Origin of the sequence: Pseudoduganella aquatica, assembly GCF_020865585.1 — a bacterium.
GTDB lineage: Bacteria > Pseudomonadota > Gammaproteobacteria > Burkholderiales > Burkholderiaceae_D > Rugamonas > Rugamonas aquatica_A.
This window is the reverse complement of the sequence record NZ_CP086370.1, coordinates 5,816,427-5,831,074: the sequence shown is the minus strand read 5'-3', so window position 1 is coordinate 5,831,074 and position 14,648 is coordinate 5,816,427. Positions and strand designations below refer to the sequence as shown.

Genomic DNA, 14,648 nt, shown 5'->3' with positions numbered 1-14,648 from the left:
GTCGTGGCCCGGGTGTATGCTGGGCTCGTTAGGAGAAGAATCATGAAACCAAGAAATCTATTCTACGCCGCGCTGGCGGTCGCCATCGTGGTGGCCAGTCTGGCGGGCTGCCAGAAGCAGGAAGAACCGGGCCCGGCCGAGAAGGCGGGCCGCAAGCTGGACCAGGTGACGCAGCAAGCCGGCGCCGAACTGACCCACGCCGCGCGCGAGACCAACGAAAAGCTGAGCGAAGCGGCCAAGAACACCAGCGAGATCCTGAACGAAGCCACCGAGCAGGCGGGCCGCAAGATCGAGAAAGCCGGCGAGAAAATCCAGGAATCCGCCCGCGAAGCGCGCGACAAGTAAGGCCCAAAAAACAAAAAAGGGGTCAGGGTTAATTATTCCGCAGGCGAATAATTAACCCTGACCCCTTTTTGCGGTTCTACAGTTTTATGGCGGGCTTGAGCTGGACGACGTTGCTGTGCTCGCCCGGAGGGGGAGACGGGTCTTGCGGGCCGCCCAGCACCACGCTGAGGTCGACGTAGCCAGCGCGCCAGGCGCGCTCGAGGTCTTGTTCGATGGCTTCCATCGAGGTCTGGTGGAAGCGGTCGAAGCCGCGCACGCCGTAGGCGCGGTTGCGGCCGTGGGCCTTGGCCAGGTAGAGCGCCATGTCCACCAGGTTGACCGCGCGCTCCCACGGCAGCGGCGTTTCGGCCGGCACCAGCGGGAAGGGCGCGAAACCCACCGACACGTTCACGCTCAGCACATGGTCCTGGTAGACGATCTGCTGCGCGGAAATGCTGGTCAGGATGCGGCGCGCGATCTCCTCCACGCCGCTGCGCGGTATCGCCGGCAGGAAGGCCAGGAATTCTTCGCCGCCCCAGCGCACTATCATGTCGGTCTCGCGCAGCGCCACGCGCAGCGTTTCGGCGATCATCTTCAGCACGATGTCGCCGGCGGCGTGGCCGTAGGTGTCGTTGACATGCTTGAAATGGTCCACGTCGAGCAGGAAGAGCGCGCCGACGATGTCTTCTCCGCCCGGGCCGCGCTTGTCCACCTGGTTGTGGCTGCGCATGAATTCCTGGAAGTGGCGCCGGTTGTAGAGCGAGGTCAGCGGGTCGAGCGAGCTTTGCGCCTTCAGTTCCAGATTCTTCACTTCCAGCTGGGCGTTGGCGTGCCGCACCTTGCGGTACAGCAGGCCGACGATCACCGCCGCCAGCGCGAACACCACCGCCAGCAGCCACCACACGCGCTGCTGCAGGCGCTTGTTGTCCAGCTCGGCGCTTGTGACCTGGTTTTCACGGCTCAGCAGTTCAATCTGGCGCTGCTTCTTCTCGGTCTCGTATTTCTCCTGCATCTCGTAGACCGCCTTCTGGCGCTGCTTTTCGAACAGCGCTTCGGAAATCGTGCGCTCGCGGTGGTAGGCCGAGACGGCGCCGCGCATGTCGCCGGCGCGCTCCAGCGCCTCGCCGTATTCCTTCAGGATCACTTGCAGCTCGGGCTGGTCGCCGGTTTTTTCGTAGTAAAGCAGGCCCGCTTCGAAGTGCTTGCGGCCCTCCGCCAGGTTGCCCAGTCCCAGGTGCGCCTGGCCCAGGTTGATCAGGGCGGTGGCGCGGGTGCTGGCGTCGCGCGTTTCGGCCGACGCGGCCAGCGCTTCGGTGGCGTAGCGCAGGGCGCGCGCGTAGTCCTGCTCTTTCAGGTAGCTGTCCGACAGGTTGACCAGGGTGTTGGCGATGAGGGTCTTGGCGCCCATCTTGCGCGCCACTTCCAGCCCGGCCTGCAGTGCCGCCAGCGCGCGTTTGGGCTGGTGCGAATCGATCGCCAGGCCGTATTCGGTGCCCTTGGCGGTGGCCAGGCGGCCCGGCGAATTGAGCTTTTCCGCCACCCGCACGGACTCGTCCAGCACGGCCCAGCCCTTGTCGTATTCCTTCATCTGCGTGTACAGCAGGGCCAGCGCATTGAGCGCCTGCGCCAGCGGCACCATGTCGTCCAGCTGGCGGCCCAGGTCGACGGCGGTTTGCAGCTTGCCCAGCGCGGCCGGGAAATTGCCCTGCTCGGCGTAGGACTGGCCGGAGGTAATGGTGGCCTGCACCCGCAGCGCCAGGTCGGCGGTGCCGTTGGCCATCTGCTCCGCTTCGAACGCGAGCTGGTGCGAGGCCTTGCGGTCGGCCATGGAGGACAGCACGTAGGCTTTGGTGAGCAGGCCCTTGGCCAGGATGGCCGGATTGTTCTGGCTGCGGCCGTATGCGATCAGTTCTTCCGACAGCAGCAGCGCCGTCTCGAGCTGGCCCAGCGCGCGCCAGGCGTTGCTGAGCTGGGACAGGAATTCAGCCTTGGTGGGCGGCGCCGCAGCGCGCGCGGCCGGCTCCATTTTCTGCAGCTGGACCAGGGCCTTGTCCGGCACGTAACGGGCCTGGTCGCGGATCTCGGCGATGCTGGCGTCCATGGCGGACTGGCCCCAGGCCAGCGCGGGCGCAAGCAGGCATGCAGCCGCCAAGTTGCGTATGCCGCGCGAAATCGCCTTATCCCCGAAGCCAGCCAACGTGTTGTCCTTGTGTGAACGCGGTAAGATGTCCAGACAATTATATTCTTGTTGCAGGCGAGAAATCAGCCGTTCAAGGGAGATATTCTCGAAAAACGCACAGTTTTCTGTCCGGCTTATTGTTATGACAATAAGCCGTTCACACCGCCAGCTGCTGCAGCAGATACAGGCGCTGGTAGAGGCCGCCTTCAATCCGCATCAGTTCCTCGTGCGCGCCGGCCTCGGCGATGCGGCCGTGGTTCAGCACCACGATGCGGTCGGCATCGCGGATGGTGGACAGGCGGTGCGCAATGGCGATGATGGTGACGCGCCCGCGCAGCTCGTCCAGCGCGGTCTGCACAATCTGCTCGGTCTGGCTGTCGATGCGCGAGGTGGCTTCGTCCAGCAGCAGGATGCGCGGCTTGCCGGCCAGCGCGCGGGCGATGGCGACCAGCTGCTTCTGCCCGCTGGACAGGCGCGAGCCGCCTTCGCCCAGCTCGGTGGCGTAGCCGTGCTCGAGCGCGGCGATAAAGCCGTGCGCGTGGGCGGCGCGGGCTGCCGCCTCGATGTCCGCGTCCGACAGGCCGCGCCCCATGTCGATGTTCTCGCGCGCCGAGGCGGCCAGCAGGAAGGGGTCTTGCGGCACCAGGCCGACGTCGCTGCGGAAGCGCGTGTTGGGGATGCCGGCCAGCGCTTCGCCGAAGATGGCGATGCTGCCGTGCTTGACCGGGTAGTAGCGCAGCAGCAGCGACAGCAGCGTGGACTTGCCGCTGCCGGTGTGGCCGACGATGCCGAAGAAGCCGCCCTGCGGAATGTCCAGCGACAGGTCGTGCAGCACGGTCTGGTCTTCATTGTAGGCAAAGCGCAGGTGGCGGATGGAGACGGCGGGCGTGCCCGGCGGATGCTCGCGGGACTCGGCCAGCTGGGCCGCGCCGGCCATGTGCTCGTCCGCCACCGGCTCGTCCAGCAGCGCCGATACGCGCGCCGTGGCCACCACCGATTGCTGCAGCTGGCTGAACTGCATGGTGATCTGGATCAGCGGCTCGATCACGCGCGCGATGTAGCTGATGAAGGCGTACAGCACGCCCACCTCGGCCGCGCTCATGGCGCGCTGGCCGAAGGCGTAGATGACGGCCGCCAGCAGGATAATGTTGAGCATGTCCAGCGCCGGGCGCAGCAGCCAGGCGTTGGCGCGGATTTCGGCCAGGCGCTGGGTGTAGTGCTCGGTGTTGGTCTTGCCGAAGCGGGCCGCGAAGCGCGCCTCGGCGTTGTTCGCCTGCAGCACCGGCATGCCGCCGATGGACTCGGCCATCTGCCCGTTGATCTCGCTGCGCAGCTGGCGCGCGCGCGTGACGGCCGGCGCGCTCCAGCGCTGGTACAGCCAGACGATGCCCAGCACCGCCGGCAGCAGCGCCAGCACGATGAGCATCAGCCGCCAGTCCAGCCAGGCCATGGCGATGATGGTGCCCACCAGCACGATGGTACTGTCGAGCATAACGAACAGCACCTGCACGTACAGGGTCTTGACGGCCTCGGTGTCGTTGGTCACGCGCGACACCAGCTGGCCGATGATGGCGCGGTCGAAGAAGGCCATGGGCAGGCGCAGCACATGGCCGTAGACCTGCTCGCGCAGGCGCTGCACCGAGCGCATGGCCAGCCCGGACAGGCGCACCAGCTGCAGGTAGCGCAGGCCGCTGGCGACCCAGCCGGTGAGCAGCACGGCGGCCAGCAGCATGGCCATGCGCGGCCAGTCCAGGTGGCGCGGCAGCAGGTGCTCGTCGATCAGCGCCTTGCCGGCGATGGGACCCAGCACTTCCAGGAAGGCGGCGGCCACCAGCCACAGCAAGGCCCAGCCCAGGTGGTGCTGGTCGGGCCGCGCGGCGCGGCGCAGCAGGCCGATGGCTTGCGCCGCTTGCTTGCGGGTGGAGGTTTCGTCGGGTTTAGAGAGCATCGAGGCTGGCCTCCAGTTGTTGATAGCGCCACTGGCTGGCGTACCAGCCGTCCTGCTGCAGCAGGCTGTCGTGGCTGCCGGATTCGCTGATGCGGCCGTCGCGCAGCACGATAATCAGGTCGGCGTTGACCACCGCGCTCAGGCGGTGGCTGGCGATAATGGCGCTGCGCTCGGCGCCGCTCTGGTGGCCGGCGCGGCGCAGCTCCTCCAGGTGCTCGAGGATGCGCGTTTCGGTGCCGGTGTCCACCGCCGACAGGGCGTCGTCGAGCAGCAGCAGGGAGTTGTTGGCCAGCAGCGCGCGGGCGATGGCCACGCGCTGGCGCTGGCCGCCGGACAGGGTGATGCCTTTCTCGCCCACCTCGGTCTCGTAGCCTTGCGGGAAGAGCAGGATGTCGTCGTGGATGGCGGCCAGGCTGGCGGCGTGCTCCACGTCGGCGCGGCTGGCGTGCTCGCGCGCCAGGGCGATGTTGTCGGCAATGGAGGCCGAGAACAGGAAGGACTCCTGCGGCACCCAGCTGATGGCCGAGCGCAGCGCGCTCAGCGTGTACTGGTCCAGCGCGTGCCCGCCCCAGCGCACGGTGCCGTGCTGCGGCGTGAGCTGGCGCAGCAGCACGCGCAGCAGGGTGGACTTGCCGCTGCCGGTGGGGCCGACCAGACCCATGGTCTGGCCCGGCTTCAGCCGCAGCGAGATGTCCTTCAGTGCCGCTTCGGCGTCGGCGGCCTGGCCGGGATAGCGGTACTCGACCTTGTCCAGCACCAGCTCGCCCGGCGGCAGCTGGGCGATGGTGCCGTGGTCGTCCACCGCCAGCGGCGCGTCCAGCATGGGCTGCAGGCGGGCGTAGGCGGCGCGGCCGCGCTCGATCAGCGACAGCACCCAGCCGGCCGCGAACATGGGCCAGATCAGCTGGCCAAGATAGATGCTGAAAGCGGTCAGCGAACCTATGGTCAGCTCGCCCTGCCAGACCAGGTAGCCGCCCAGGCCCAGGGTCAGTCCGGTGGCGGTGGTCAGCGTCAGGCCCACGGCCGGTTCATAGGCCGCTTCCCATACCTGCGCGGTCAGGCTGGCCTTGGCGGCGTGGCCGGCCAGCTCGCCGAACTGCTGGCTGCTGCGCTGTTCCAGGCCCAGCGCGCGCAGGGCGCGCACGCCGGACAGGGTTTCCTGCACGTGGCCGTTGAGCGCGGAGAAGCGTTTCAGCGAATCGGTGGAAGCGGTGTGGATGTGGCTGGAGATGCGCCAGAACGCCAGCGCCATCAGCGGGAAGGGCAGCAGGGCGATGCAGGCCAGGCGCCAGTCCACGCCCAGCAGCATCACGCCGAGCACCATCACCAGCGTCAGCGTGCCGTCGAAGCCGGCCAGCATGGCTTCGCCGGCGGCCATTTCGATGGCGTCGATATCATTGGTGGCCAGCGCCATCAGGTCGCCGGTGCGCTGCTTCTGGTAGAAGGCCGGGCCTTGCAGGGACAGGCGCGCGTAGAAGCGCGTGCGCAGCTGCACGCCCAGCAGGTAGGCGGCCGCGAACAGGCGCAAGCGCCAGCCCACGCGCAGGAAATAGATAGCCACGCCGATCAGCAGCAGCTCGCCGAGCTGCAGCAGCAGGCCGGAACCGGACAGGGTGTGGGTGGCCAGGCCGTCTATCATGGCGCCGATGCGGCGCGGCACCAGGATGCCCAGGAAAGCCACGCCGGCCAGCATGGCGCCGGCGGCAAGATAGGCCGGCCAGTGCTGGCGCACAAAACCGGCGATCAGCCTCGATAAACTCATTGTCAATCCTTGCAGCGTCAAGCCCGCTAGGATACCTCAATGAGCCCGGCTGCGCAGCGCCCTGAGCGGCGCCGGTAGCGCTGGTATTGCCGGTTTTACTTCTGGTTTTTTGCGGACTTCAGAACGACAGGCTCGCCGTTGGCGGTGGCTTTGACGGTGGCGGGCTTGGCCTTGCCGGATTTGGCGGCAGGCGCTTCTTCCTGCGCAGGCGCGCTGACGGCTTCGGACACGGCTTGGGCAACGGCTTTAGGCGCAGGCGGCGTGACCACCGTGGCCGGAGCGGCTTCGGCGGCCGGGGCGGCAGCGACGGGCTCTACAGGAGCGGCAACGGGAGCTGGCGCAGGCGCTGCCTTCGCTACGGGCGCGGCTGCCGGCGCCGGTGCGGACACAGGGGCGGAAACCGGGGCCGAGAACGGCGTTGCGCCGGCGCTTGCCAGCGGCAGCTGCTTGGCCGCAGCGGCGGCGGCGGCCGTGCCGGCGGCGGTCACATCCTTGATCTGCTCCTTCACCACCTCCAGCAACTCGGCCTGGGTGCGGCTGGCGATGTTGTAGAGTTCGCGGCTATAGGCCAGCAGGCTGTCGAGGCTGGGGCTCTGGGCGGCGTTGAGCTTGAAGAACTCGGCCGGCTCCTTGACGTCGAACAGCTGTTTCGCGGCGGCGGAGGTTTTCTCCACCGAGGCTTTGGTGGTGCTGACATTCAGGGCAATGATCTGCTGCACGCCGTCGAATGCCGTGGTGGCGTATTCGCTGGCGATATTCAACTGTTTACTCAGTTGCTGGTCCAACTGCGACTTGGCCGTGGCAGTGGCGGCGGAAAACTGTTCGGTGAACGAAAACATGACTTCTCCTGAGAACGTTTATATTGCGCTGCAATAAAATCCATTCTAGCGGCGATTGTTGGCGAAGAAAAGTTATTTTTTACGCCAAGCCAGCAGCTTGCAGAACGATATTAATGCACTGCAACATCGAGATAGTGTTTGCGCCCCGGAGCGGGCTCTGCCTACAATCGGCCATCGCAGCCTTGGGAGACAGCATGGACGCCGTGATGGACACCGTAATCAGAAACGCCACCCTGCCGGACGGCCGCCGCGGCATCGACCTGGCCATACTGGAGGGCAAAATCGCCGCAGTCGGCGCGGCGCTGGCGGCGCGCGGCGCCCGGGAGATCGACGCCGGCGGCGACCTGGTCTCGCCGCCCTTTGTCGACGCCCACTTCCACATGGACGCCACGCTGAGCTACGGCCTGCCGCGCGTGAACCAGTCCGGCACGCTGCTCGAAGGCATCGCGCTATGGGGCGAACTGAAGCCGCAGCTGACCCAGGACGCGCTGGTCGAGCGCGCCATGCGCTACTGCGACTGGGCCGTGGCGCGCGGCCTGCTGGCCATCCGCACCCATGTGGACGTGTGCGACGACCGCCTGCTGGCCGTGGAAGCGCTGCTGGAAGTGAAGCGCCGCGTGGCGCCCTACCTGGACATGCAGCTGGTGGCCTTCCCGCAGGACGGCCTGCTGCGCAGCCCCACCGCGCTGCCCAACCTGAAGCGCGCCATCGCCCTGGGCGTGGACGTGGTGGGCGGCATCCCGCACTTCGAGCGCACCATGGCCGACGGCGCCGAATCGGTGCGCATCCTGTGCGAATTCGCGGCCGGGCAGGGCCTGCGGGTGGACATGCACTGCGACGAATCGGACGACCCGCTGTCGCGCCATATCGAAACCCTGGCCTACCACAGCCACCGGCTGGGCCTGCACGGCCGCGTGGCCGGTTCGCACCTGACCTCCATGCACTCCATGGACAACTACTACGTCAGCAAGCTGCTGCCGCTGATGAAGGAAGCCGGCGTGGCGGCCATCGCCAATCCGCTGATCAACATCACGCTGCAGGGCCGGCACGACAGCTACCCCAAGCGGCGCGGCATGACGCGCGTGCCCGAGCTGATGGCCGCCGGCATCGACGTCGCCTTCGGCCACGACTGCGTGATGGACCCCTGGTACAGCCTGGGCTCGGGCGACATGCTGGAAGTGGCCCACATGGGCCTGCACGTGGCGCAGATGACCGGCCAGGACGCCATGCGCGCCTGCTACGCCGCCGTGACCGAGGCGCCGGCGCGCATCCTCGGCCTGCACCACTACGGCCTGGAGCCGGGCTGCCACGCCGACCTGCTGCTGCTGGACGCTGCCAGCCCGGTGGAGGCGATACGCCTGCGCGCCGCGCGCCGCATGGTGATGCGGCGCGGGACGGTGATCAGCGAATCGCCGCGCGCCGTGGCGCGGCTGAACCTGCCGGGCCGCCCTGAGCAGGCCGATTTCCGTCAACTCCCCTAAGCCATGCTGATACTCGAAACCGAACGCCTGCAACTGCGCACCGTCAGTCCCGACGACGCGCCTTTCTACCTGGAACTGGTGAACGAACCGTCGTGGATACGCTTTATCGGCGACCGCGGCATCCGCACGCTGGACGCGGCGCGCGCCGCCATCCTGGACGGCCCGGTGGCCATGTACGAGCGGCTGGGCTATTCGCTCTACCTGGTGCAGCGCCGCAGCGACGGCGCCGCGCTGGGCATGTGCGGCCTGATCAAGCGCGACGTGTTGCCGGATACCGACATCGGCTACGCCATCTCGCCGCGCTACTGGGGCCAGGGCTACGCCTACGAAGCGGCCGCCGCCGTGGTGGCGCACGCGCGCGGCCCGCTGGGGCTGGCGCGCCTGATGGCCATCACCTCGCCCGACAACGCCGCCTCCATCCAGCTGCTGGGCAAGCTGGGCATGCAGTTCGTCGAACGCACCCAGCTGCAAGGCTGGGACGCGGCCAGCAACGTCTACCGGCTGGAGTTGTGAAGGACAAATCTTGGCTTTTCCCTTTCCTAAGCGCATGATAGATGGACGTGGCGCAGACCACATCTCGTGCTGTATTTCCAAGGGGAATCATCATGAAGTTCTCAAACCTGAAGATAGGTGTGCGGCTGGGCATGCTCAGCGGCTTTTTCTTCGTGGCGCTGCTGGTGGTCGGCTACGTCGGCTGGGACGCGCTCAATTTCATCAAGGAACGCAACGGCGAGGGCATGCAGCGCTCCGTCACGCTGACAGAGGCGGTGGACGCGGCGCGCAGCGCCCAGGTGGAATTCAAGACCCAGGTGCAGGAATGGAAGAACATCCTGCTGCGCGGCAATGACCCCGACAATTTCAAGCGCTACTCGGCCGCCTTCGTCCAGTCCGGCAAGCAGGTGCAGGGCGAGCTGCGCAAGCTCGACGGCCTGCTGGCGAGGCTGAAGCTGGCCACGCCGCTGGTGGGCGAAGCCATCAAGATGCAGGAAGAACTGGGCGCGAACTACCTGCAGGCGCTCAAGCAGTACGACTCCGCCAATCCGGACAGCGCCAAGACGGTGGACGGCCTGGTGAAAGGGATGGACCGCGCGCCGACCCGGAAGATAGACGACATCGTGGCCTACATCGGCGCCGAGGCGCGGCGGCTGGCCGCCGACATGGAAGCGGACAACCAGTCGGCCCACCGCAGCGCCAGCATCTCCCTGCTGGTGATGCTGCTGGCCACGCTGGCGCTGGGCAGCGTGCTGGTGACGTGGATGATACGTGGCATTACGCGGCCGCTGAACCAGGCCATCGGCATCGCCAAGACGGTGGCGGGCGGCGACCTGCGCTGCCGGGTGGACGGCGCGGCGGCGGCGCGGCAGGACGAAGTGGGCGAACTGCTGGCCGCGCTGCAGCAGATGAGCGACAACCTGGCCGGCATCGTCGGCCGCGTGCGCGCCGGCACGGACACCATCGCCACGGCCAGCGCCGAAATCGCCACCGGCAACCTGGACCTGTCCTCGCGCACCGAGCAGCAGGCCAGTTCGCTGGAGGAGACCGCCTCGTCGATGGTCGAACTCACCAGCACGGTGCGGCAGAACAACGAGAACGCCGGGCAGGCGCGCCGGCTGGCGCACGCCGCCTCGGAAGTGGCGGTGCGCGGCGGCGCCACGGTGTCGGAAGTGGTGCAGACGATGGGCGCGATCAACGAATCGTCGCGCCGTATCGTCGACATCATCGCGGTGATAGACGGCATCGCCTTCCAGACCAACATCCTGGCGCTGAACGCGGCGGTGGAAGCGGCGCGGGCCGGCGAGCAAGGGCGCGGCTTCGCGGTGGTGGCCAGCGAAGTGCGCAACCTGGCGCAGCGCTCGGCGGCGGCGGCCAAGGAAATCAAGGAGCTGATAGGCAACTCGGTGGCGCGGGTGGAAACGGGCAGCCGGCTGGTGGGCGAGGCCGGGGTGACGATGGCCGAAGTGGTGGCCAGCGTGGAGCGGGTGAACGCCATCATCGGCGAGATCGCGCTGGCCAGCGGCGAGCAGCGCGACGGCATCGAGCAGATCAGCACCGCCATCAGCCAGATGGACAGCGTCACGCAGCAAAACGCGGCCCTCGTCGAGCAAGCGGCCGCGGCAGCAGATTCCCTGCAACAGCAAGCCCAGATGCTGACCGAAGCGGTCAGCATCTTCAAGCTGCACGACGGCGCCAGCGCCCCCATTCTCCCCCGCCGCCCTCTGCAAGCCCTCCCCACCTAAGCAAGCTGAGCCGCATTCCCCCCACTTCGGGGTCAGACCCCGGGGTGGGGGGAATGCGGCTCAGGCTGCTAGTAGGAAGGGAAGAACCAGCGTAGGGGGATTCCGACGCGGGCGGCCCAGGATTTTTCGTTGTGGCTGCCGCCGGCGGCTTCGTGGTAGTAGAGGTTGTCGCCTTCGCGGTAGCCTTGCGCCAGCATCACGGCGCGCATCAGGGCGGTGTCTTCCAGGCCGTCGTCTATGGTGCCGGCGTCGAGGTAGAACTTGACCGGCAGCACCGGCAGCTTGCCGATCAGGTTGCGCTGGTTCCACCAGAAGGAGCTGGAGACGCCGCCGGCCTTGGAGTAGATGTCGGGCCGGTGCGCGGCGATCAGCACCGACGCGATGCCGCCCAGCGAGGAGCCCATGATGGCCGTGTCTTCCTTGCCGGGCCGCGTCCGCAGCGTGCGGTCGATATAGGGCTTGACCGTGTCGACCAGGAAGCTTTCGTAGGCGGCGAGCTTGCCGCCGCCGTATTTGGCGTCGCAGCAGGGCGTGTATTCGTTCATGCGGTCCGGCGTGTTGTCGATGCCGACCACGATGATCTCGGCCATCTTGCCTTCCGCGACCAGCTGGTCCACGGTTTCGTCTATGCCCCATTCGGCGCCGTAGGCGGCTGTCTTGGCGTCGAACAGGTTTTGGCCGTCGTGCATGTAGAGCACGGGGTAGCGGCGCTCGGGCTGCTTGCCGTAGCTGGGCGGCAGGTAGATGCGCAGCGCGCGCTTGTTGCCCAGTTGCGGCGAGGCGAATTGCTCGATGATGCGCACTTCGCCGCGCGGCACGGCGGCCTTCTCCGCCGGCGCCGCCGCTTCCAGCTCCAGCACCAGCGCCGAGCGGGCGGGTAGCGTGATGTCGCCGTCCAGCGCATAGCGCTTGCCGCTGATGACGTCGGTTCCGCCCGGCACGCCGGCCAGCATCTCGTGGAAGCGCGCCGCCTGCAGCGTGACCGGCTTGGCATTGCGGTTCAGCGCCACCATCACCTTGTTCTGGCCGTCGTAGCGGAAGTAGACGTAGGCGTCCTGTTCTGGGCCGTAGTGCATCAGTTTGCCGTTGTGGATGACGCTGGCGCCCTTGCGCCAGTTGAGCAGCTTTTTCATGAAGGCTTGCGCGCTGCGCTGCTGCTCGCTCAGCCCAGCGCCGGTGAAGGCGTTCACTTTGTCGCCCGCCCAGCCGCCGGGAAAGTCGTGGCGGTAGGTGGCGTCCTCGCGCGTGCCGGTGCTGCTGGTCATCTGGATTTCGGTGCCGTAGTACAGCTGCGGAATGCGCGGCATGGTCAGCACGTAGGCGATGGCCATGCGGAACAGGGCGTCGTCGTTCTTCAGCTCGCTGAACAGGCGCGGCATGTCGTGGTTGCCTTCGAATAGCACCAGATTGTTCGGCATGGCGTACAGGTGGTCCTGCGATAGCGTCTCGTACAGATTGGTCAGGCTGGGCTCGTTTTCGCCCTTGCCGGTCAGGCCCTTGCGCAGCGCTTCGTTGAGCGGGAAGTCCATCATGCTGGGCATCCAGGAGGCGTAGCCGTCGTGGTTGCGCTTGCCGTACTGCCAGCGCGCCACCACGGGGACCTGGCTGCTCCATTCTTCGCCTACCAGGTTCAGCCTGGGGTATTCGGCGGTGATGCGGCGCGACCAGGCGCTGAGGAAGGCGGCGTCGGAGTAGCCGTAGGTGTCCACGCGCAGTCCGGACAGTCCGGCGTACTCTATCCACCAGATGTTGTTCTGGATCAAATAGGTGGCCACGTGGGGATTGGCCTGGTTCAGGTCCGGCATATTGGGCGAGAACCAGCCTTGCGTGAAGTTGCGCTTGTCTTCGGCGGAGCCGTAGGGGTCGGCCACCGCCACGCGGTGGTGGCGGGTGGGCACGTATTTGCCGCCGTAGTTGATCCAGTCCGGTGTGGGCAGGTCGCGCATCCACCAGTGCTTGGCGCCGATGTGGTTCAGCACCACGTCCTGGATCACGCCTATGCCCATGCTGCGCGCCTTGGCGCTGTAGCGGCGGTAGTCCTCGTTGCTGCCGTAGCGCTCGTCCACCTTGTAGTGGTCGGTGGCGGCGTAGCCGTGGTAGGAGTAGGCCGGCATGTCGTTTTCCACCAGCGGCGTGGGCCAGACCATGGTGTAGCCCATGCCGGCGATGTAGCCGATCGCGTTTTCCATGCCTTGCAGGTCGCCGCCGTGGCGGCCGCCGCCCTTGCTGCGGTCGGCCTGCTCGGACAGGCGCGGGCTGTTGTCGTTGGCCGGGTTGCCGTTGGCGTAGCGGTCCGGCATTACCTGGTAGATGGCGTCCTTGCCGGAGAAGCCGGCGCGGTCGGCCGAGCCGGCTTCGCGCGGCAGCAGTTCGTAGCGGTAGGTGGCGCCCGCACTGCCCGGGGCGGCGAAGCGGATGTCGAACTTGCCGGGCTGGGCGCTGTCGTCCAGCGCCAGGTCGATGAACAGGTAGTTGCGGTTGGCCACGCGCTCCACTTTATCGATGCGCACGCCGGGGTAGCTGATGCTGGGTTCCAGGTCGGCGATCTGCTTGCCGTGCACCATCAGCTGCAGCGTTTTGACGCGCATGCCGGTCCACCACATGGGCGGTTCCATGTGGTCGATGCGATAATCTTCGGCCGCCAGGGCGGGCAGGGCGCAGGCGGCCAGCAGGGCCGTGGCGATCAGGCGTTTCATCAGGCTGTCTCCGTGTTTTTGCAGCGTAGTACTGCTACATGTTTAACATGCTTATCGGGTGTGTCGAGGATAATACATGGGAAATGCGGAGTTTTTATATCTAGTTTGGGTACAGGAGGGGTAATGGCGCAACGCGGCCGTGTACAAGTTTTGGCTGGCCTGGGGCTGGCGCTGCTGGGCGTTTCGTTGCCGTGCCGGGCGCAGCCGGCGGCCGGCGAGGGCAGTTTTGTTGTTCTGGATAATTTCCCGTCGGCCCAGGTGGCGCCGCGCAAGGTGGTGGTGTGGCTGCCGCCCGGCTATGACCCCAAGGGCGAGCGCTACCCCGTGCTGTATATGCACGACGGCCAGAATCTGTTCGATCCGGCCACCGCCATGGGCGGCCAGGCCTGGGAGGTGCACAAGCGCCTGGCCGCGCTGGCGGCGACGGGTTCGGTGCGGCCCGCCATCATCGTCGGCATCGCCAGCACGCGCGACCGGGCGCGCGAGTATGCGCCGGCCGAGGCGGTTGAGGCGCTGGCGCCGGAGCTGCGCGCCGCGCTGCTGGGCGATCCGCCCACGCCGGGCGGCCTGCCCACGCTGTCCGGGCAGTATCTGCGCTTTATCGTCGACGAGCTCAAACCCGCCATCGATGCGCGCTTCCACACCAGCCCGGAGCGCGCCGACACCTTCATCATGGGTTCGTCCATGGGCGGCCTGGTGTCGCTGTACGCGCTGGCGCGCTATCCGGAGGTGTTTGCCGGCGCCGCCTGCCTGTCCACGCACTGGCCGCTCACCACCAATTTCAACATGCTGTTCGACAAGGAAGATCCGCGCCCGGTGCGCTACGCGGCCGCGTATTTCGACTGGCTGGCCCGCAAGCTGCCGCGTGCCGGCCGCCACAAGCTGTATTTCGACCATGGCGACGCCACCCTGGACGCGCTCTACGCGCCTTACCAGCAGCAAGTGGACGGCATCGTGCGCGCCAAAGGCTACCGTACGGGCGTGGACTGGATCTCCCAGGTGTTCCCCGGCGCGGACCACAGCGAGCCGGCCTGGCGCGAGCGGGTGGAGGTGCCGCTGCGCTTCCTGCTGTCGCGCTGAAGTGGTCTGGCAGCATATTCTGTAGTTCAACTACAGCCCCTCATGGAAGGGCATGTAGCTGAAATACAACGAGGACAGCATCTTCATAGGCAGGACAAGGGA

At 67.0% G+C, this 14,648-nt stretch carries 10 protein-coding genes; 5 read left to right on the top strand and 5 right to left on the bottom strand.

Going from position 1 to position 14,648, the window contains the following annotated elements; translation table 11 throughout:
- Nucleotides 1-42 precede the first annotated feature (42 nt).
- Entirely contained in the window at nt 43-345 is a 303-nt protein-coding gene (locus KT882_RS26020; RefSeq protein WP_161073343.1) for an apolipophorin, read from the top strand.
- A 76-nt stretch (nt 346-421) separates the two neighbouring features.
- Here KT882_RS26020 and KT882_RS26015 read toward each other — a convergent pair whose 3' ends face one another.
- The 4 genes from KT882_RS26015 to KT882_RS26000 form a co-directional block, all read right to left on the bottom strand.
- Nucleotides 422-2,476 (bottom strand): tetratricopeptide repeat-containing diguanylate cyclase, encoded by a 2,055-nt coding sequence (locus KT882_RS26015; RefSeq protein WP_321170300.1) that lies wholly within the window; start codon nt 2,474-2,476, stop codon nt 422-424.
- A 184-nt stretch (nt 2,477-2,660) separates the two neighbouring features.
- The gene (locus KT882_RS26010) at nt 2,661-4,451 is read right to left on the bottom strand and encodes an ABC transporter ATP-binding protein (RefSeq protein WP_228893653.1); all 1,791 of its coding nucleotides are present in this window, start codon (nt 4,449-4,451) and stop codon (nt 2,661-2,663) included.
- Complete coding sequence (locus KT882_RS26005; RefSeq protein ID WP_228893652.1) at nt 4,441-6,213, bottom strand: ABC transporter ATP-binding protein; 1,773 nt, start codon at nt 6,211-6,213, stop codon at nt 4,441-4,443. The genes KT882_RS26010 and KT882_RS26005 overlap by 11 nt, the downstream gene beginning before the upstream one ends.
- A gap of 95 nt (nt 6,214-6,308) precedes the next feature.
- Entirely contained in the window at nt 6,309-7,052 is a 744-nt protein-coding gene (locus KT882_RS26000; protein ID WP_161073346.1) for a phasin family protein, read from the bottom strand.
- 206 nt (nt 7,053-7,258) lie between these two features.
- Between KT882_RS26000 and KT882_RS25995 the strand changes: the two genes are divergently transcribed.
- From KT882_RS25995 to KT882_RS25985, 3 genes are all read left to right on the top strand, one after another.
- Complete coding sequence (locus tag KT882_RS25995; RefSeq protein ID WP_161073347.1) at nt 7,259-8,533, top strand: amidohydrolase family protein; 1,275 nt, start codon at nt 7,259-7,261, stop codon at nt 8,531-8,533.
- A 3-nt stretch (nt 8,534-8,536) separates the two neighbouring features.
- The gene (locus tag KT882_RS25990; RefSeq protein WP_161073348.1) at nt 8,537-9,046 is read left to right on the top strand and encodes a GNAT family N-acetyltransferase; all 510 of its coding nucleotides are present in this window, start codon (nt 8,537-8,539) and stop codon (nt 9,044-9,046) included.
- Between the two features lie 92 nt (nt 9,047-9,138).
- Entirely contained in the window at nt 9,139-10,770 is a 1,632-nt protein-coding gene (locus tag KT882_RS25985) for a methyl-accepting chemotaxis protein (RefSeq protein WP_228893651.1), read from the top strand.
- A 68-nt stretch (nt 10,771-10,838) separates the two neighbouring features.
- On the opposite strand, the gene KT882_RS25980 is transcribed toward KT882_RS25985, so the two are convergent.
- Complete coding sequence (locus KT882_RS25980) at nt 10,839-13,466, bottom strand: alpha-amylase family glycosyl hydrolase (protein WP_228893650.1); 2,628 nt, start codon at nt 13,464-13,466, stop codon at nt 10,839-10,841.
- Nucleotides 13,467-13,589: 123 nt separating this feature from the next.
- Between KT882_RS25980 and KT882_RS25975 the strand changes: the two genes are divergently transcribed.
- Nucleotides 13,590-14,546, top strand: a complete 957-nt coding sequence (locus tag KT882_RS25975; RefSeq protein ID WP_228893649.1) for an alpha/beta hydrolase — start codon at nt 13,590-13,592, stop codon at nt 14,544-14,546.
- Nucleotides 14,547-14,648 lie beyond the last annotated feature (102 nt).

What these genes read in the sequence shown, in the direction of transcription:
- KT882_RS26010 (WP_228893653.1), bottom strand. Translation starts at nt 4,451, where the DNA reads ATGCTCTCTAAACCCGACGAAACCTCCACCCGCAAGCAAGCGGCGCAA.
- KT882_RS25995 (WP_161073347.1), top strand. Translation starts at nt 7,259, where the DNA reads ATGGACACCGTAATCAGAAACGCCACCCTGCCGGACGGCCGCCGCGGC.
- KT882_RS25980 (WP_228893650.1), bottom strand. Translation starts at nt 13,466, where the DNA reads ATGAAACGCCTGATCGCCACGGCCCTGCTGGCCGCCTGCGCCCTGCCC.
- KT882_RS26000 (WP_161073346.1), bottom strand. Translation starts at nt 7,052, where the DNA reads ATGTTTTCGTTCACCGAACAGTTTTCCGCCGCCACTGCCACGGCCAAG.
- KT882_RS25985 (WP_228893651.1), top strand. Translation starts at nt 9,139, where the DNA reads ATGAAGTTCTCAAACCTGAAGATAGGTGTGCGGCTGGGCATGCTCAGC.
- KT882_RS26020 (WP_161073343.1), top strand. Translation starts at nt 43, where the DNA reads ATGAAACCAAGAAATCTATTCTACGCCGCGCTGGCGGTCGCCATCGTG.
- KT882_RS26005 (WP_228893652.1), bottom strand. Translation starts at nt 6,213, where the DNA reads ATGAGTTTATCGAGGCTGATCGCCGGTTTTGTGCGCCAGCACTGGCCG.
- KT882_RS25975 (WP_228893649.1), top strand. Translation starts at nt 13,590, where the DNA reads ATGGCGCAACGCGGCCGTGTACAAGTTTTGGCTGGCCTGGGGCTGGCG.
- KT882_RS25990 (WP_161073348.1), top strand. Translation starts at nt 8,537, where the DNA reads ATGCTGATACTCGAAACCGAACGCCTGCAACTGCGCACCGTCAGTCCC.